Genomic DNA, 17,789 nt, shown 5'->3' with positions numbered 1-17,789 from the left:
CCCCACCCTACCCTGAACCCATTTGTATACCGGCATTCAAATACCGGTACACCGCCCCCGTCCGCGCGCTCACCCTCGCCCGGCTGGAGCGCCGGGGGCCGCCGCGCCGTGCGGCCCCCGGCGCCGATCTCACTCACTTCTCGGGGCGCACCACCATCGCCGAGCCGCCGCCCCGGCGGACCTTCTCCGCCGCCGCGAGCCACTTGCCGTCCGGCAGCCGCTGCACGCCCGTGGCCGCGCCGATCTCCGGGTTCTGCTTGAAGGAGTGCCCGATGGCCTCCAGCGAGCCCTTCAGCGGGCTGTTCCAGAGGCCCGGTTCGAGCTCGGTCTGCGCGGCGTTGCGCTGGCTCGCGCGCGGCGCGGCGATCGCGTCGACCAGCGGGAGGCCGCGGTCGACGAAGCCCGTCAGGGTCTGCAGGACGGTCGTGACGATGGTCGCGCCGCCCGGCGAGCCGAGGGCCACCACCGGCTTGCCGTGCTTCAGCACGATCGTCGGGGAGATCGAGGAGCGCGGCCGCTTGCCGGGCCCGGGCAGGTTCGGGTCGTGCACCGCAGGGTCGGCGGGCGCGAACGAGAAGTCGGTGAGCTCGTTGTTGAGCAGGAAGCCGCGGCCCGGGACGGTGATGCCGCTGCCGCCCGTCGACTCGATGGTGAGGGTGTACGCCACGACGTTGCCCCACTTGTCGGCGGCCGTGAGGTGCGTGGTGTTCTCGCCCTCGTACGTCGTCGGGGCCGCCGCGTCACCCTTGCCGCACGCCTCGGGCCGGCGCGGGTCGCCGGGCGCGAGCGGGCTCTTGAGCACCGCCGTGTCCTTGATCAGGCACTCCCGCGAGTCGGCGAACCGCTGCGAGAGGAGCTCCTTCGTCGGTACGTCCTCGAAGGCGGGGTCGCCCACCCAGCGCCCGCGGTCGGCGAACGCGATGCGGCTGGCCTCGATGTAGCGGTGCAGGTACGTGGCCTTCGACGCCTGGGAGAGGTCGGTGCGCTCCAGGATGTTGAGCGCCTCGCCGACGGTCGTGCCGCCGGAGGAGGACGGTGCCATGGAGTACACGTCGAGTCCGCGGTACGAGGTCTTCGTGGGGGCCTGGCGCTTGACCGCGTACGCCTTGAGGTCCTTGAGGGAGAGGTCGCCGGGCCGCACCTCGCGGTCGGCCGCCGGGTCGACCGGCGGCTTGTTCACCGTCCGTACGAAGTCCTTGGCGAGGTCACCCCGGTACAGCGCCCCGACGCCCTTGCGGCCCAGCTCCTGATAGGTGCGCGCCAGGTCGGGGTTCTTGAACGTCGAGCCGACCACGGGCAGCTTGCCGCCGGGCAGGAAGAGCTTCGCGGTGTCGGGGAAGTCCCTGAACCGCTTCTCGTTCGACTCGGTCTGCGAGCGGAAGGTCGGGTCGACGGTGAACCCGTCGCGCGCGAGCCGCTCGGCGGGCTTCAGCAGGGCGCCCAGGCTTCGGCTGCCCCAGGCGTCGAGCGCCGACTGCCAGGTGGCGGGCGTGCCGGGGGTGCCGACGCCGAGGCCGCTGGTGACGGCCTGGTCGAAGGGGATCGGCTTGCCGTTCTCCAGGAAGAGGCCGGAGTCGGCGGTGCGCGGGGCGGTCTCGCGGCCGTCGATGGTGCTGACCTTGTGGATCTTCGCGTTGTAGTGGACGAAGTATCCGCCGCCGCCGACGCCGGCCGAGTACGGCTCGGTGACGCCGAGCGCGGCGGCGGTGGCGACGGCCGCGTCCACGGCGTTGCCGCCCTTCCTGAGGACCTCGATGCCGGCCGCCGAGGCGTCGGGGTCGACGCTGGCGACGGCGCCGCCGTGGCCGACGGCGACCGGCGTCTTCGCCGGTGCGGCCGGTTCCGCCGGGCTCGTGGGCGAAGCCGGTTCCGCTGAGCGCGTAGGCGAAGCGGGCGCGGCCGCACCGACCGATACCAATACCCCTCCGACCGCCAATAGCGTCAGATTCCGTACGACAGCGCGACGCATTCGTACCTCCAGTCAACAAGCGTCTGCGCAGCGTAACTTCGCGGCGCCCGTCGCGTCAGGACCTCTTCGAACACGGGTCCGGCGGCCCGCTAGCATGCGCCCCCATGACTGAAGACGTGCGCAACCTCGTCCTCGGCCTGATCGCGGTCGGCGTCAGTGCCGTCCTTGGCTGGCTCGCCCGCGGCTACCTGTGGAAGCGCAGGCTCCGCCGCAGGCAGGCCTTCTTCGGGCTGCCCGACAACTCCGAGTCGCTGCTCGTGGTGAACCGTGACGCGGGCGGCCCCGAGCCGACCGTGGTGCGCCAGGACGTCTTCGCGCTCATCGAGCTGTCCGCCGTGATCAAGGAGTGCGGTGCGCACGCCCAGGTCGTGGCGCACGACGCGCCCCAGCAGGGCTTCGGCGAGCGCACGGAGTTCTGCGTGGGCAACCCGGTGGCGAACCGCCGCATGGCCGCGCACATGCACTCCCTGCTGCCCGGCGTCCGTGTGAACTCGGAGCCGGATCCCGTGCCCGACCGCGGAGCCTTCCAGATCGGCAGCGAGCGCTACCGCCTCGAGGCCGGCCTCACCGAGTACGTGATCCTCGCCCGCCTCACCGCCGGCCAGGGCCAGGAGGCGAGACCCGTCTTCCTCTTCTGCGGCCAGCGCGCCGTCACCAGCCAGGCGGCCACCCGCTATCTGGCACGCCACCACGAGAAGCTCGCCCGCAAGCACGGCAACAACTCCTTCGTCCTGCTTCTGAAGGTCGTCAATTCGCAGGCGTACGGACCCGACGTCGTCGAGCTCGTCGCGGATGTGACACGTGCCGCCCAGACCCCGATCCCCACACCGTCGGTCCGCACCTCCCATCGCGCCAAGTGACTCCGCGCTCACCGTGCGCCGATACCCTCGGGGCTCTTCTGTGACCTAGCAGGCAATTTCCGCACATCGGGCAACCTGAAGGCGCCTTCAGGGCTCTCTCCGTGCAGTTCCACATTCGCACGGAGGTACGTTCCTTGACCCCCCAGAGCTCCACGAGCCGCCGACGCCCGCTTCGCACCCGCCATGCGGCGGCCGCGGGCCTTGCGGTGCTCACCGCCGCCCTGACCGCCTGCTCGGGCGGCGGCGAGTCGTCCTCCGCCGAGGCCGCCGAGAAGCCGCAGATCAAGGTGAACCTCTCAGGCCCGCAGGCCGAGGCGGGCAAGCCCGTGCGGGTCAGCCTCGCCGACGGCAAGCTGAAGAAGGTCACGGTCGCCGACGACAAGGGGGCCGCCCTGCCCGGCAAGGTGTCGGCGAACGGCACCACCTGGACATCGGAGCGCAAGGCGGCGCCCGGCACCGCCTACAAGGTGGAGGCGACCACCGCCGAGGGCGGCAGCGCGAAGTCGTCGTTCAGGACGGCCGCGCCCGAGAAGGTCAACAAGGTGACCCTCGCCCCGGGCAAGAACACCACGGTCGGCATCGCCCAGCCCCTGTCGATCACCTTCGACAACCCGGTGCGGAACAAGGCCGAGGTCGAGAAGCACCTGAAGGTGACGACCTCGAACGACACCGAGGGCTCCTGGGGCTGGATCAAGAACTACGACGGCAAGGACCGCGTCGACTGGCGGCCCAAGGAGTACTGGAAGTCCGGCACGAAGGTGAAGCTGGACGCACAGCTCAACGGCATCGACTCGGGCGGCGACGACTGGTTCGTACGGGACTACGCGACGAACTTCACCATCGGCAGGAGCCAGGTCGTCAAGGTGAACCTGGACAGCAAGACGGCGACGCTCACGCGCGACGGCAAGACCGTGAAGTCGCTGCCGATGTCGGCCGGCACGCCGGGCGGCGACAAGGCCTCCTGGGGCGGCACCTCCGTCCTGATGTCGAAGGAGGGCACGATCAACATGCGCTCCGAGACCGTCGGCCTCGGCGACTCCTACGACAAGATGGTCGACTACTCGATGCGCCTGACCTGGTCGGGCATGTACGCGCACGCGGCCCCCTGGAACGCCTCGTACTTCGGCAACACGAACCACAGCTCGGGCTGCGTCGGCATGAGCGACGGCGACGCGGGATGGCTCTACGGCCAGGCCCAGATAGGCGACCCCTTCGAGGTCACCGGCAGCGGCTCCAAGGGCGTCCCGGACCCGGGCAACGGCTACGGCGAGTGGAACATCTCCTGGTCCGACTGGCAGGCGAAGAGCGCGCTGAAGTAAGCGTGTACGCTTCAACGATCGTTACCGGGGTGTAACTTACCGACGGGTTACCCCCGGTAAGGGTTCGCGGTTACCGTCGGGTCACTTTGCACTTTCAACGAGTGAGGAAGTGACCCGTGAGCCATCCGCACCCGCACCGCGTCCTGCGCACGACCACCGTGGGCGCCGTCTCGGCGACCCTCGTCGCCGGCGCCGCCTTCGGCCTGGCCCCGACGGCGCAGGCGGCACCGGCCGCCGGGCCGCGGGCCACCAGCGCCGCGGACGTCCGCTTCGTCGACATCCCCGGCGACGGGGGCACGGTCCTCAAGGCCAACGTCTTCACCCCGAAGGACGCGAGGCCCGGCACGAGATACCCCTCGATCGTGCTGCCCACCAGCTGGGCCATGCCCCAGATCGAGTACGTCGCCCAGGCCCAGAAGCTCGCGAACTCCGGCTACGTCGTGGTCAGTTACAACTCCCGCGGCTTCTGGCAGTCCGGCGGGGAGATCGAGACGGCCGGCCCGAAGGACATCGCGGACGCCTCCAAGGTCATCGACTGGACCCTGGCGAACACCCCCGCCGACCCTGACAAGGTCGGCATGGCGGGCGTCTCCTACGGCGCGGGCATCAGCCTGCTCGCCGCCGGGCACGACAAGCGGATCAAGGCCGTGGCCGCCCTGAGCGGCTGGGCCGACCTCATCGACTCGATCTACAGCGGACGCACCCAGCACGCGCAGGCCGCCGCCCTGCTCGGCGGCGCGGGCGCGCTCACGGGCCGCCCGAGCGCCGAACTCCAGCAGACCCTCAAGGACTTCCTCGGGTCCGACCTGGACAAGGAGGACGAGATGATCGCGTGGGGCGCGAAGCGCTCCCCCGTGACCCACCTCGATCAGATCAACGAGAACGGCGCGGCCATCATGCTCGGCAACGCCTGGGGCGACACGCTCTTCCCGCCCAACCAGTACGCCGAGTTCTACGAGCGCCTGACCGGCCCCAAGCGCCTGGAGTTCCGCCCGGGCGACCACGCGACGGCCGAGGCGACCGGCCTGCTCGGCCTGCCCAACGACACCTGGACCTCCACCCAGCGGTGGTTCGACCACTACCTCAAGGGCGCGGACAACGGCATCGACAAGGAAAAGCCGGTCCAGCTCAAGTCCCGTTCGGACGGCGGTTACGAGGGCTACCCGGACTGGAAGTCGGTCGGCCCCACCCGCGAGAAGATCGACATGGCGGGCACCACCACGATCCGCACGAACGTCGACTCGGGCGCCAACGGCGGCATAGCCATCCTGTCGAACGCCCTCGACCAGTTCCTCAAGATCCCGCCGACGGCATCGGTGCCGCTGCTCCCGCGCCGCTACACGGGCGTCTGGCAGTCGGAGAGGTACGCGTCCGCCCAGCGGGTGCGCGGGACCGCGAAGCTGCACACGACGCTCACCAGCACCAAGGAGAGCGGCACCCTCGTCGCATACCTCTACGACGTGGGCCCGCTCGGCCTCGGCAAGCTGGTCAGCAACGCGCCGTACACGTTCCACGGCAAGACGCCCGGCAAGCCGTTCGGCGCGGACCTGGAGCTGTTCTCCACGGCCTACGACGTACCGGCAGGGCACAGGCTCGCCCTGGTCGTCGACACGGTCGACCCGCTCTACATCGAGCACAACCCGTCCGGCGCGCAGCTGACCTTCTCCTCGCCGGAGTCGGACCCGTCGTACGTGTCCGTCCCCCTGCGCGAGCAGTGATCTCCGGCTGCTGCCGGGTTGGGCGTTGGCCCTGTTGGCTACTGCGTACCTGGCAGCAGCGTCCCTGGTTCCGCCGGGGCCACGTCCGCGGCCTCGGTCTTGGGACTGCGCCGCTGCCGCTTCGACACCCACTGGGCGAACCACGACAGCAACATGCACATCCCGATGTAGATCGGTGAGATCACCATGACAACGGGGATGAAGGGCAAATCGTAGTCGAGGTTCGAAGCGATGAGTTTCCCGGCATGGAGGAACTCCTCGTAGGTGATCAGATATCCGAGCGAGGTGTCCTTGAGGGCCACCACCAACTGGCTGATGATGGCGGGCAACATGGCCCGCACGGCCTGCGGTACGAGGACGTGTCCCATGACCTGTGTCTTGCGCATTCCGAGCGCGTAGGCCGCCTCCCGCTGTCCCCTCTCGACGGAGTTGACGCCGGATCGGAAGACCTCGGCGAGTACGGAGCCGTTGTAGAGCGTGAGTCCGGCGACCAGTGCGGGCAGCGGCTGGACCTTCAGCGCGACGAAGACGAAGAAGATCATCACAAGCACCGGCATGGCGCGGAAGAACTCCACGACGAGCGTGGCGAGCCAGCGCACGGGGCGGTGGTCGGAGAGCCGCCCCATGGCGAGCAGTCCGCCGAGCGCGAGCGCGAAGACCGCGGAGATGGCGAAGGCCTTGAGCGTGTTGCCGAGGCCCCGCAGGAGCAGTTCCTGGATGCCCTTGTACTCGAAGGGCGTCCACTTCGTGGCCGTGAACTGGTCGGTGTCGAAGAGCAGATAAAGGATCCACCCGACGAGTGCCAGCACGATCAGGGTGGAGATGATGCCGTACAGCCTGTGCCGGCGCACGGTCTTCGGGCCCGGGATGTCGTAGAGGGCGGTCGAATCGTGGGAGAGGGCTTTCATCGGGCGACTCCCCAGCGCTTTTCGAGGACATTGAAGATCGCGCTGATGGCGAGGGTGATGATGAGGTAGCCGAGGGCGATCCAGACGAAGGTCCAGATGATGTTGTAGCCCAGCTCGCTGAGCGTCTTGTACGAGCCGAGCAGCTCGGTGACGCTGAACGCGCCCGCGATCGCCGAGTTCTTGGCGAGCGCGATGAGGTTGGAGCCGACCGGCGCGATGACGGACCGGAAGGCCTGCGGCAGCACGACCATCGACAGGGTCTGGCCGAAGCTCATGCCGAGGCTCCTCGCCGCCTCGCCCTGCCCCTTGGGCACGGTGTTGATGCCCGACCTGAGCGCCTCGCAGATGAAGGCGGAGGTGTAGCAGCCGAGGGCGAGCACGGCGAACACCTTGAAGGGCAGCACGAGGCCGAAGCGCGGCAGTCCGAGCAGCACCGCGAAGAAGAGCAGGGTGAGCGGGGTGTTGCGCAGGACCGTCACCCATACCGTGCCGAAGGCCCGGAAGGACCCGACGGGTGCCACGCGGAACGACGCCATGACGAAGCCGAGCGCGAGGGCCAGGAGCGAGGCGTAGACGGTGAGTTCGACGGTGCCGAGGAATCCCCTGCCGAACGTGGAGAAGTTGTCTGTCAGTACGTCCACGACGCCTCCTCAGTTCGCCGGGTAGCGGTCGATGGCGGGCGGCTTCGGCGCCGGGACCCCGGAGAGGCCGAGGGTGGCGTCGTAGGCCTTCTTCCAGTCGCCGTCCTTCTCGCGGGCGGCGAGGGCGTCGTCGACGGCGAACCGCAGGGCGTTGTCGCCCCGGGGAACCCCGACGCCGTACGGCTCCTCGGAGAACGGCTTGCCGACCACCTTGAGCTCGTCGGGCGCCTTCGCCGCGTAGCCGATCAGGATCGCGTCGTCGGTGGTGACGGCGTCGACCTGATAGGTCAGCAGGTTGTCGACACAGATCGAGTACGTGTCGTAGGCGACGAGGGTGGCCTTCGGGTAGTCCTTCTGGATCCGCTGGTACGGCGTGGATCCGGCGGCCGAGCAGACGCGTTTGCCTGCCAGGTCCCCGGGGCCCTTGATGTCCTTCTCGTCGGTGCGGACCAGCAGGCCCTGGCCCGCCATGTAGTAGGGGCCGCCGAACCCGACGAGCTTCTTGCGGTTGTCGTTGATGGTGTAGGTGCCGACGTAGAAATCGATCTGCCCGTTCTGCAGGGCGGTTTCGCGGTTGGCCGACGCGATGGTCTTGTACTCGATCTTCTTCGGGTCGAGGCCGAGCGAGGCCGAGATCATCTTGGCGATCTCGATGTCGAAGCCCGAGTAGGCGCCGCTCGCCGGGTCCTTCTCGCCGAGGTAGGGCTGGTCCTCCTTGGCGCCGACCACGAAGCGGCCGCGGCTCTTCGCCTTCTTCCAGGTCCCCGACTCGGGCAGCCGGAAGCCGGTGGCGATCCGGTACTTCGGCAGCTCCTCCGCGGAGGGGCCCTTGGTGGGCGGGCTGCCCTCCTTGCCGCACGCGGCGGCGGCGCAGGCGGCGAGCACGAGCGCCGCGAGCAGGCGCGTCGTACGCGCGGTGTCGCGCGTGGTGTGTCGTTTCACGAGCACGTCCCCTCCCCCGTCAGTGCTTGAGGATCTTGGAGAGGAAGTCCTTGGCGCGCTCGCTCTCCGGGCGGGTGAAGAAGTCCTCGGGGGTCCTGTCCTCGACGATGCGGCCGTCGGCCATGAAGACGACCCGGTTGGCCGCGGAGCGGGCGAAGCCCATCTCGTGGGTGACGACGACCATCGTCATCCCCTCCCGCGCGAGCTGCTGCATGACTTCGAGGACCTCGTTGATCATCTCGGGGTCGAGGGCCGAGGTCGGCTCGTCGAAGAGGAGCGCTTTGGGGTCCATGGCGAGCGCGCGGGCGATGGCCACGCGCTGCTGCTGGCCGCCGGAGAGCTGCGCCGGGTACTTCTCGGCGTGCGCGGAGAGGCCCACGCGTTCCAGGAGTTCGCGGGAACGCTTCTCCGCCTCGTCCTTCTTGCGGCCCCGCACCTTGATCTGCGCGAGGGAGACGTTCTGGAGGACCGTCTTGTGCGCGAAGAGGTTGAAGGACTGGAAGACCATGCCGACCTCGGCACGGAGCCTCGCGAGCGCCTTCCCCTCGTCGGGCAGCGGCCGCCCGTCGAGTCTGATCTCTCCGGACTGGATGGTCTCGAGCCGGTTGATCGTCCGGCACAGCGTCGACTTGCCCGACCCCGAAGGGCCGATGACCACGACCACCTCCCCCTTGCCGACGGTGAGGTCGATGTCCTGGAGGACATGCAGCTCTCCGTAGTACTTGTTCACATCACGCAGCTCGATCAAAGGATCGACGGCCATGGCAAGACCTGCCCACTCTCAGCTGTGTTCGTCCGCGCAAACTATCCACGTCGAAACGGGACTTACTGGACGACACGCACTTATGGGCATTAACCGTATTTGAGGCAATTCGGGTTACGTTTCCGACGCCTCGCCGTAGACCTGCGACAGCTCGGGAGCGCCGTGCACCGCCCAGTCGAGTCCCGCCTCGACCACCTGGATGTCCCGCCCGGTCTTCAGTCGTACGACGGGACTGCCGCCGGGCCACACGTGCCAGGTCGCGCCCGGCACCGTCCGCACCACCACGGTGCCCAGATAGAGACCCGCGTCGTTGCCGAGCCACGGCAGCAGCTCGGGGTCGTCGCGCCAGCGCGGCAGGAGCTGGTCGAGGGCGGCCAACGACGCCGGTGAGTCGTCGAGTTCGAGACCCGCGCCACTGGCCTGGGACCGCAGCAGTTCACACTCGGACAGCAGGGCGGCCACGCCGTCCGGGTCTTCTTCGAACACGGCCGCGAGCCCCTGGGCCCGGCCCGTCACGGGGTGCCGCCTGCGCCACTTGTCGAGGAACGGGATGTTCATGATCGACCTCTCCGTGTCCCTTTTCCAAGAATGTCTCTTGCATCAGTTGATCACGGAATCGGGCGAATCACCCTACTCCGGAGGCGACGGAGACGACGGAGGCTCCGGGTCCTCCTTCAACAGGGGCGTCGGTCCCGTGCGCCGCACGGCGATCGCGAGGGTGTCGTCCTGATGGAGCACCTCGCTGACCAGCTCTTCGGCCACCAGCCCCGGGATGCGCTCGGTCGGCTCGGCACGGTGGCGGCACAGCGAGTCCTTGAGCCTGGCCTCACCCTCGCACGGGTCCCTGCGGCTCTCGGTGAGGCCGTCGGTGTAGAGCAGCAGCACGTCGTCGGGCCCGAGCCGCGTGGACAGGACGCGTTCGCTGCCGGGCAGGGGGAAGCCGACGCCGCGCCCGCGCACCTCCAGATACGTCGCGGTGCCGTCACCGTGGGCGAGGAGGGCCGGCGGGTGGCTGCCGTTGGCCAGGTCGAGGCGGCCGTCGGCCGGGTTGAGGCGGGCCAGCTGCAGGGTCGCCATGACGCTCTGGTCGAAGGGCGCCAGGATGCTGTCGGTGCGGGCCACGATGCTCTCCAGCGGGTGGCCTTCGAGCGCGAGGGTGCGCACCGCGTGGGTGACGGTCAGCGCGGTGCGCGTACTGGCGATGCCGTGCCCGAGCGCGTCGACGACGGTGATGTGGACGGTGCCGTCCGGGAGGGTGAACCAGTCGTACAGGTCCCCGCCGGTCGGGGCCTCGTCGCTGGCAGGCGCGTAGTGCACCGCGAGTTCGAGGCCCGCGACGTGCAGGGGCCTGGGACGCAGGGCGTCCTCCAGGGCGCGCAGGGTGCGTCCGTGCGCCGTGCGCAGCTGCTCGTCGCGCTCTTCGAGCTGTACGTAGAGGGCCAGGACCCCGCTGTTGGTCTCGGCCAGTTCGTCCTTGAGCCTGCGGTGCTCGTCGGCGAGCGCGTCGGCGCGGGCCAGCGCCGCGCGGAGCTCCTCCTCCAGGAGCGCGACGTCGGCGTCGTCGTGCCGCACCGCGGCCGCGCGCAGGGCCGCGGGGCGGCTCGTGGACTGTCCGTCGGGCAGCGGCAGGTTCCACACGACCGTCCCGTCGGGCCGCGCCTGCGCGCCGTGCGGCAGGGGGTCCACCACCGGCTCCGTGCCGGAGGCCTGGTGGGGCAGGCGCAGGGCGAGGGTCAGCCGGCGTTCGCCGTCCTCGTCGGTGCCGCGCCCGCTCAGCAGGGTGACGGGGCGGCCGCCGCCGAGGACGGGGGCGGCGACTTCGCTGAGGGACTGGACCAGACGGGCCCGCTCGTCGGCGGGCAGGCGGTGTCCGAGGGCGATGCTTCGTACGGTGTGCCGCAGCGCCGCGAGCGTACGGACGGTTTCGCGGGTCATCTCATTCCCAGGTGGGGGCCAAGAGCGAGGACGGTGGCATCGTCGCGGCGACGTCGGTGCGTGTGGACCAGCGAGGCCGCGATGAGTGCCGGGGGCAGGGTGAGGCGCGCGGCCGTGGCGGCGTAGGCCCACCGGTGGTCGATGCCGTCGGTGTGCAGGACGACACTGGTGTGCGGGGTCAGGTCCACGAACCGGCTCCTCGGGGTGGGCAGGGTGTATCCGACGATGCCCGCCTGCCCGGTGAGCTGGTGGTTGACGCCTTCGGAGGTCAGCGTCACGGCACGGATGTTGCCCACACCACAGTATTCGGCGCGTCCGGGGGCGGCGCGGAGGACGGCGACCGCGGCGCCGCGGGTGTGTCGCAGTGCTCTGTGCAGCGCGGTCATGATCTCGGCCAGCGGGGCGTGGGGGTGGGCGAGGAACGTGCGCTCGGCCCGCTGGGTCGCCGCGGCCGCCTCGGGCCCGTGGCCGAGGCCGTCGACGACCAACGCGGTGCGTATGCCGTCCTGTTCGGCGACGGCGTATCCGTCGCCGCTCGCGTCCTCCCCGTCGGCGGGCAGGCACAGCGCTCCGGTGTCACCCGCGGACCGTGCGGCGCCGGGCGGGGCGATGCGGGCGTGGGCGAGCGTGCCGAGTTCCTTGGTGGAGCGGATGGCGAAGTCGGTGGCGATGCGGCGTGCGGCGCCCAGGCCGGCTCCCATCGTCTTGGTGGTGCTGTACCCGTCCCTGAGGCTCAGTCCGATGTCGCGTATGCCGGGTCCGCTGTCGACGGCGATGACGTCCATGCCGCCCACGAGGGGCGAGCGCTGGACGAACAGGGAGCCGTTGCGCGCGTGCTTGATGATGTTGCTGGCCAGCTCGCTCGCGAGGACCGCCGCCTGGTCGGGCAGCGCGCCCGGCATATCGCAGGCGGTCGCGAGCGAGCGGGCCTGGTCGGCCGCGCTCTGCACGGCGCTCGGATGGTCTATGGCGATGTGCAGAGTGCGTACGGTCGAGCCGGTGTTCATCGTCGTTCGTTCCAGCGCAGGGCCGTGATGGTGGTGCCGAGGCCCGGCGACGTGTCCACGTGGAACTCGTGCATGAGACGGCGGGCGCCGCCCAGGCCGTGCCCCAGTCCGGCGCCGGTCGTGTATCCGTCGGTGAACGCCTGGTCGAGGTCGGCGATGCCCGGCCCCTGGTCGCTCACCTCGAGCCGGAGCCCGCGCCGGTCGCCCTGCCCGACGGTCTGCAGGGCCAGGGTGCCGCCCCCGCCGTGCACGTAGGCGTTGCGGGCCAGTTCACTGGCGGCGGTGACGACGCGCGTCTGGTCCACGAGCCCGAAGCCGGCGCGCTGCGTCGCGTCCCGCACGGCGTGCCGCACGGCGAGGAGGTCCTCCTCCGAGCGGATGGCGTGGACGGTACGGACGTCGTCCTCCGGGGTGCTGCCGGAGCGCATCGGGGTGGGCAGGGTGGTCGCCTTGTCGAGATCACCGTAGAGGGACAACGCGGGCCCCCTTTGGGGGTCGAGGAGCGGGCTGCCAGCCCAACGCGATCATGCCCTGCTCCGCGTTGAGGGTCGTCTCCACACCGGACAGTTCCAGGCCGAGTTCCACCAGGGTGATGGCGACGGCCGGCCGCATGCCGGCCACGATCACCCGGGCTCCCAGCAGCCGGGCCGTGGTCGTCAGTTCCATCAGCGTGCGGGCCACGAACGAATCGATGATCTCCAGCCGTGAGATGTCGATCAGGATCGCGCGCGCACGGTCGGCGACGATGCGCTCGGTCAGCTCCTCGGTGACGGCGATGGCCGCCTTGTCGTCGAGTTCGTTGAGGAGGCCGGTGACCAGCACATCGCCGAGACGCAGGATCGGAACGCCGCTCAAATCGCCGCTCACCGCGCATCCGCGAGAGAGGCCCGCTGCGTCGGCTGGTCCGTGAGCAGCGGGATGGCGGCGGCGAGCGCGTCGGCCAGCGTCGAACGCGTCAGGATGGCCGACAGGTCGATGCCGAGCTGCGCGATGATCTGGGCGATCGGCGGGCGGATGCCGCTGATCACACAGTCGGCGCCCATCAGCCGCACCGCGTTGACCGTCTGCATCAGGTGGTGCGCCACGGCGGTGTCCACGGTGGGCACACCGGTGATGTCGATGATCGCGACCTGCGCCTCGTCCCGCTCGATCGCCTCCAGCAAGTTCTCCATCACGACCTGCGTACGGGTCGTGTCGAGCGTCCCGATCAGCGGTACGGCGAGCACGTGGTCCCACAGGCGCACCACCGGGGTGGACACCTCGAGGAGCTGACGGCTCTGCCGCCGGATGATCTCCTCGCGCCCGTCCACGTAGATGTCGAAGGACATGGCGCCCGCGGTGTCGAGCAGGCGGTTGATGAAGAGCGCGGCGTGGTACAGCGCGGTCACGTCCCGCGTCTCGTGCTGGACCGCCTCCAACAACGCTTCCTTGAGCGTCAGTACGGCCTGCGAGGTCGCCGTGGGCGTGGCTCCGCCTCTGGCGCGGCGCAGCGACAGGTCGGTGACGCACTGGCGCAGCTGGGGGTGGGAAGCCACCACGTCCTGCACCGGCAGGTCGGTCTCCAGGCCGGCGAGCAGCGCTTCGACCAAGGAGTCGGCTTCTTCGTTCAGCTCCGCCTCTGTGACGCCGGTCTCCAGGACCGCCTGTTCCGACTGGAGCTCCACCCAACGGTCGGCCACCTTCTCGCCCTGCTCGCGCAGGGCGGCGCTGACGCGCAACCGGGCTTCGGACTCACTGGAGTTCATTCCATCCACCTTAGCAATTGTTGTCGCACGGCAAATGTTAGCCGAGGGATGCGATCTTCGAAGGCGGAAGTCGGGTACGTCACTGCTGGACGTACGCGAGTACCTGGATGCGCCAGGAGTAAACTCACGTGATCGGGCGAACCGTTACGGCACGCCTCCGCCTCCGACCGGACCTCGTGTCAGGCGGACTCGGCGGTGCCGTCCCGCGCGGGGGGCCGCTGCCCGGGGGCGGTGTCCTCCACCGCCCGCTGAAAGCCGCTCAGGCCGCGCACCAGCGCGGAGCGCTCCGCGGGGCGCATCGCCGAAATGGCGTCGAGCAACGCACTCTCCCGGCGGGCCCGCAGTTCGTTGAGGTAATTTTTGCCCTGGCTCGACAAGCGCAGTTCGAGTTCGCGACGGCTGGCTGAACTGAGAGCTCGCTCAATGAAGCCCAGGGCATGAAGGCGGTCACACATACGACTCACCGAAGACGGCGCCGACCCCAGGCACTCACCGAGCGTCCGCAGGTTGATGCCCTGCGCGCCGTCCAGGACGTACAGCACACGTAGCTGCGACGACGACACGGGTGCTGTCGAGGCAATGTCCCTGCCTCTGCTCCACAGCACCTCGAGCAGTTCGATGACTTCCCGGGCAGCATGCGTGGCCGCATCCTGACCGCCCCTGATGGAAGTTTCGGAGTCCATGGCCTCAACTGTGACACTTCGCAATGGCCCTGTCAGTCGCTGAGACACGGCGGACACCCGGCCCCTTCCCGCACTCCCGACCCGAACCGGAACAGGTGGTACCCAACACGTGGACAGATTCATGGCTGTGGAGCGAGCCCTGCGCACCTCAGCACCGCACGCTCTTCTCGAAACAGTGCGGAACGCGCTCATCGGCCGCTACACAGCCTGCTCGGTCGACCTGCTCATGGCCGACTACGCGATGACCATACTCCAACCGGTCGACGCGCTGCCGCATACGGCGGCGCCCGTGGCGATCAACGGCAGCCCCGCAGGACGCGCCTTCGGCGCACAGGAACCGCACATCGAGACCGGCGCCGACGGCGAGCCCGTCACCGTCCACCTGCCGGTGAGCGTGCGCGGCGACCGCACCGGAATCCTCAGCGTCCGCCTCCCCGATGAGGCCTGCGACGCCGAGACCGTGCAAGAGCTCCGCGACCTCGCCGAGATCCTCGGGCACGAGATCGTCGTGGCCGAACGGGACACCGACCTCTACCTCCAGGCACGGCGCGCCGACCGGCTCACCCTCGCCGCCGAGATGCAGTGGGAACTGCTGCCCGGCCGCTCCTGCTCCCGTCCGGAGTACGACATCGGCGCCCAGCTCGAACCGGCGTACGCGATCCACGGCGACAACTTCGACTGGTCGGCCTCCGCCGACCACCTCACCCTCACCGTCACCAACGGCATGGGCGAGGGCATCGAGGCGGCGCTCCTCACCAGCCTGGCCATCAACGCGCTGCGCAACGCCCGCCGGGCCGGACTGTCCCTGGTCGACCAGGCCTGCCTGGCCGACCAGGCCGTCTACGGCCACTACCAAGGCGCCGTCCACCTCTCCATGCTGCTCCTGCGCTTCGATCTCGCCACGGGCGAGATCGAGATCATCGACGCGGGCTCCCCGCGGATGTGGCGCGTGCGCGGCGGCAGGGCCGAGCCCATGGAGCTGGACGCGCAGCTGCCGCTCGGCATGTCCGAGGACACGCCCTACAGCGCGGAGCACTTCCGCGTCGAGCCCGGCGACCGGCTGCTGTTCGTCAGTGACGGTGTCTACGACGTGGCGTCCCCGACGGGTGAGCGCTACAGCGAGCGCGCCCTCACCCGGGCGATGACCAGCACCCGCCTCCTGCCGCCCTCACAGGTCCCGCGCGCGGTGCTCCACGAGCTCGCCGGGCACCGCGGCCCCACCGCCGCGGACGACGACGCCATGATTCTCTGCCTGGACTGGCGGGGCCGCCCCTGAGGCGGGAAGCCGCGCACATCGGCCGGAACGGAGGCGTTGATTACGCCGTTCCTCGGGCAGATGTTCCTTCCGGACGGGACGGCCGTCCCCAGGGAGGAGGAGTCTCATGCGGACGCAGCGCGCACCGCTCACCCGACCGCCGGAAACGGCCACCTTCGACAAGAGACCCGAAGCGGTCGCCGACGCACGGGACATCACCCGGGCCTTCGTCGCCGGGCTGTCCCCGGCGGTGGAGGACCGGCACGCGTCGAGCATCGAGCTCGTCGTCTCCGAACTCGTCACCAACGTGGTCCGGCACGCCCGGGGCACCCTGTGCTCCCTGCGTCTGCAGGCCCGCAGGGACGGCGTCACGGTCGCCGTCTCCGACGCGGACCCGCGGCCCCCGCAGGAACGCACGCCCGACCTCAAGGGCAATACGGGTGGGTTCGGCTGGCCGATGGTGCAGCGCCTGGCCCGGGTGGTGACCGTGAGCCTGGACGCGTCGAGCAAGACGATACGGGCGGAACTGGCGCGGTAGCCGGGCGGCCGCCGGGGGCCGGGGGGCCGCTTTCAGGGACCGGGTGACTGTTTCCCGGCTGGGGGTATCCGGTCCCCGTGGGTTCGGTCCTGGTCGCTCCGGGAGGTGGACGATGGTGTGGTGGGCGTGGTTGATCGCCGTGGTCGTCGTGGTGGGTCTGCTGGGCGCCGCGGTGGTCGGCGTGCAGGCCCGGCGGCGCAGCGGTGGCGTGATCGTGGTGCGGCGCGGCCGGCGGCCCGGGCGAGGGAGGGTGCGATGACGTCCTCCGTGCCCGCGGCACTGATGTCGGCCGGCGACCTCACCAAGCGTCCGGTGGTCACCTTGGGCGGCGAGGCGGTCGCCCAGGTCAAGGATGTCGTGCTCGACGGCGCGGGCGGCCGGATCGCCGGATTCACGCTGGCCGGGCGGGGGTTGCTGTCCGGCCCGCTGCGCAAGAGCCTGCCGTGGGCGGCGGTGCACGCGTTGGGGGTGGACGCCGTGATGATCACCTCGGCCGAGGCCCTGGAGGACAAGTCGGCCGTCGCTTCCTGGCAGGAGGCCTCCGGCGGCCTCGTCCGCGGGGCGCGCGTCCTGACGGACCAGGGGGTGCGGGTGGGCACCGTCCTGGACGTGGTGGTCGAGGCGGGCCGCGAGGGCCGGGTGGTCGGCGTGGAGATGTCGTCCACGGAGGCGCTCGGCCGGCACGGGCGCAAGGTCTTCCTGCCGCTCGGCGACCGCCCCGCCCTGACCGGCGACACGTTGGTGGTGCCCGCGCAGGACACGGAGCACGCCGTCGGGGAACTCGGCGAACTCGCCACGGCGTTGTGGCGCAAGCGGCTCGCGGGTCCCGGCGGGCGTGGCGTGACCGGTGAGGAGCGGACCTCGTGATGCTGCTGAGCCAGGCCGTGGGCCGCCCCGTCGTGAGCTCGTCGGACGCCGCGCAGATCGGCACGGTGGCCGGTCTCGTCCTCGCTCCGGAGGACGCCCTGATCACCGCGGTCCGGCTGGACGGGGCCAAGGACGGCGGCGACGTCGTGGCCTGGGCGGACGTGCACGCGGTGGGACCGGACGCACTGGTCGTCAGAGCCGCCTCGGCGGCACGGTTCGCGTCCACGGAATCGTCCGGGAGCCAGGACCTGCTCGGCAAGCGGCTCCTGACGGAGCTGGGCGACGCCGCCGGAACCCTCACCGACGTCGCCTTCGACCCCGGGTCCGGCCGCATAGACACCCTCCACACCTCGCGCGGCGACCGCGTCCCCGGCCGTCACCTGCTCGGCGTCGGCTCGTACGCCGTGGTGATACGCATCTGACGGAGCGTCGGCGCCACACGTACCGGGACGGCTGTCGACCGTGGTCGTACACCTGTGGATCGATTCCCCGTGCGACTTCCCTGCTCAAGCATGCGCCGCCCGGTCTGTGGGTGGCCGTTTCCTGGTTGCTGACGGTCTCCTCGTACGTCGCGACGTAGATGATCGCGGTGGAGAAGGCTGGGCGGGAGACGCCGGCCGGGCTGCACGGCGGGTGCCC

At 70.2% G+C, this 17,789-nt stretch carries 20 protein-coding genes; 8 read left to right on the top strand and 12 right to left on the bottom strand.

Translation table 11 applies throughout. The annotated features are described in order from the left end of the window. Window positions 1-133: 133 nt before the first annotated feature. The gene (ggt, locus tag AC07DO_RS18055) at window positions 134-1,969 is read right to left on the bottom strand and encodes a gamma-glutamyltransferase (protein ID WP_479060666.1); all 1,836 of its coding nucleotides are present in this window, start codon (window positions 1,967-1,969) and stop codon (window positions 134-136) included. Between the two features lie 104 nt (window positions 1,970-2,073). Between ggt and AC07DO_RS18050 the strand changes: the two genes are divergently transcribed. The 3 genes from AC07DO_RS18050 (at window position 2,074) to AC07DO_RS18040 (ending at window position 5,866) form a co-directional block, all read left to right on the top strand. Further along, the gene (locus AC07DO_RS18050) at window positions 2,074-2,829 is read left to right on the top strand and encodes a hypothetical protein (protein WP_479060664.1); all 756 of its coding nucleotides are present in this window, start codon (window positions 2,074-2,076) and stop codon (window positions 2,827-2,829) included. Window positions 2,830-2,963: 134 nt separating this feature from the next. Further along, window positions 2,964-4,148, top strand: coding sequence for a L,D-transpeptidase (locus tag AC07DO_RS18045; RefSeq protein WP_479060662.1), 1,185 nt, complete (start codon window positions 2,964-2,966; stop codon window positions 4,146-4,148). A 116-nt stretch (window positions 4,149-4,264) separates the two neighbouring features. Beyond that, complete coding sequence (locus AC07DO_RS18040; protein WP_479060660.1) at window positions 4,265-5,866, top strand: alpha/beta fold hydrolase; 1,602 nt, start codon at window positions 4,265-4,267, stop codon at window positions 5,864-5,866. 38 nt (window positions 5,867-5,904) lie between these two features. On the opposite strand, the gene AC07DO_RS18035 is transcribed toward AC07DO_RS18040, so the two are convergent. The 11 genes from AC07DO_RS18035 to AC07DO_RS17985 all read right to left on the bottom strand — a co-directional run bounded on the left by AC07DO_RS18035 (window position 5,905) and on the right by AC07DO_RS17985 (window position 14,490). Further along, window positions 5,905-6,774 carry an amino acid ABC transporter permease gene (locus AC07DO_RS18035; protein ID WP_479060659.1) on the bottom strand — a complete coding sequence of 290 codons (870 nt, stop codon included), beginning with the start codon at window positions 6,772-6,774 and terminating at the stop codon, window positions 5,905-5,907. Further along, window positions 6,771-7,415 carry an amino acid ABC transporter permease gene (locus AC07DO_RS18030; RefSeq protein WP_479060658.1) on the bottom strand — a complete coding sequence of 215 codons (645 nt, stop codon included), beginning with the start codon at window positions 7,413-7,415 and terminating at the stop codon, window positions 6,771-6,773. The genes AC07DO_RS18035 and AC07DO_RS18030 overlap by 4 nt, the downstream gene beginning before the upstream one ends. Window positions 7,416-7,424: 9 nt before the next feature. Then, window positions 7,425-8,357: a glutamate ABC transporter substrate-binding protein gene (locus AC07DO_RS18025; protein ID WP_479060657.1), complete on the bottom strand. Its 933-nt coding sequence runs from the start codon at window positions 8,355-8,357 to the stop codon at window positions 7,425-7,427. 19 nt (window positions 8,358-8,376) lie between these two features. Further along, window positions 8,377-9,120 carry an amino acid ABC transporter ATP-binding protein gene (locus tag AC07DO_RS18020; protein WP_385935045.1) on the bottom strand — a complete coding sequence of 248 codons (744 nt, stop codon included), beginning with the start codon at window positions 9,118-9,120 and terminating at the stop codon, window positions 8,377-8,379. A gap of 114 nt (window positions 9,121-9,234) precedes the next feature. Next, entirely contained in the window at window positions 9,235-9,678 is a 444-nt protein-coding gene (locus AC07DO_RS18015) for a DUF6278 family protein (RefSeq protein WP_479060656.1), read from the bottom strand. 72 nt (window positions 9,679-9,750) lie between these two features. Continuing rightward, the gene (locus tag AC07DO_RS18010) at window positions 9,751-11,055 is read right to left on the bottom strand and encodes a PP2C family protein-serine/threonine phosphatase (RefSeq protein ID WP_479060655.1); all 1,305 of its coding nucleotides are present in this window, start codon (window positions 11,053-11,055) and stop codon (window positions 9,751-9,753) included. After that, the gene (locus AC07DO_RS18005; protein ID WP_479060653.1) at window positions 11,052-12,062 is read right to left on the bottom strand and encodes a SpoIIE family protein phosphatase; all 1,011 of its coding nucleotides are present in this window, start codon (window positions 12,060-12,062) and stop codon (window positions 11,052-11,054) included. Before AC07DO_RS18005 ends, AC07DO_RS18010 begins: the two co-directional genes overlap by 4 nt. Next, the gene (locus AC07DO_RS18000; protein WP_479060651.1) at window positions 12,059-12,538 is read right to left on the bottom strand and encodes an anti-sigma regulatory factor; all 480 of its coding nucleotides are present in this window, start codon (window positions 12,536-12,538) and stop codon (window positions 12,059-12,061) included. The genes AC07DO_RS18005 and AC07DO_RS18000 overlap by 4 nt, the downstream gene beginning before the upstream one ends. Further along, window positions 12,522-12,929, bottom strand: coding sequence for an STAS domain-containing protein (locus AC07DO_RS17995; protein WP_479060649.1), 408 nt, complete (start codon window positions 12,927-12,929; stop codon window positions 12,522-12,524). Before AC07DO_RS17995 ends, AC07DO_RS18000 begins: the two co-directional genes overlap by 17 nt. Next, entirely contained in the window at window positions 12,926-13,807 is an 882-nt protein-coding gene (locus tag AC07DO_RS17990) for an STAS domain-containing protein (RefSeq protein WP_479060647.1), read from the bottom strand. Before AC07DO_RS17990 ends, AC07DO_RS17995 begins: the two co-directional genes overlap by 4 nt. A 179-nt stretch (window positions 13,808-13,986) precedes the next feature. Next, complete coding sequence (locus AC07DO_RS17985; protein WP_479060645.1) at window positions 13,987-14,490, bottom strand: MarR family winged helix-turn-helix transcriptional regulator; 504 nt, start codon at window positions 14,488-14,490, stop codon at window positions 13,987-13,989. A gap of 109 nt (window positions 14,491-14,599) precedes the next feature. Here AC07DO_RS17985 and AC07DO_RS17980 point away from each other — a divergent pair, with 109 nt between their 5' ends. The 5 genes from AC07DO_RS17980 to AC07DO_RS17960 all read left to right on the top strand — a co-directional run bounded on the left by AC07DO_RS17980 (window position 14,600) and on the right by AC07DO_RS17960 (window position 17,572). Next, window positions 14,600-15,766, top strand: a complete 1,167-nt coding sequence (locus AC07DO_RS17980; protein ID WP_479060644.1) for a PP2C family protein-serine/threonine phosphatase — start codon at window positions 14,600-14,602, stop codon at window positions 15,764-15,766. Window positions 15,767-15,872: 106 nt separating this feature from the next. Further along, window positions 15,873-16,283 carry an ATP-binding protein gene (locus AC07DO_RS17975; RefSeq protein ID WP_479060642.1) on the top strand — a complete coding sequence of 137 codons (411 nt, stop codon included), beginning with the start codon at window positions 15,873-15,875 and terminating at the stop codon, window positions 16,281-16,283. Between the two features lie 112 nt (window positions 16,284-16,395). Next, entirely contained in the window at window positions 16,396-16,542 is a 147-nt protein-coding gene (locus AC07DO_RS17970) for a hypothetical protein (protein WP_479060640.1), read from the top strand. After that, window positions 16,539-17,150: a PRC-barrel domain-containing protein gene (locus AC07DO_RS17965; RefSeq protein ID WP_479060638.1), complete on the top strand. Its 612-nt coding sequence runs from the start codon at window positions 16,539-16,541 to the stop codon at window positions 17,148-17,150. The genes AC07DO_RS17970 and AC07DO_RS17965 overlap by 4 nt, the downstream gene beginning before the upstream one ends. After that, window positions 17,147-17,572 (top strand): PRC-barrel domain-containing protein, encoded by a 426-nt coding sequence (locus tag AC07DO_RS17960; RefSeq protein WP_479060637.1) that lies wholly within the window; start codon window positions 17,147-17,149, stop codon window positions 17,570-17,572. The genes AC07DO_RS17965 and AC07DO_RS17960 overlap by 4 nt, the downstream gene beginning before the upstream one ends. Window positions 17,573-17,789 lie beyond the last annotated feature (217 nt).

The organism is Streptomyces sp. NPDC045678 (assembly GCF_056432085.1).
Note: the sequence above shows the minus strand (reverse complement) of the source record. Positions and strands in the feature narration are given on the sequence as shown.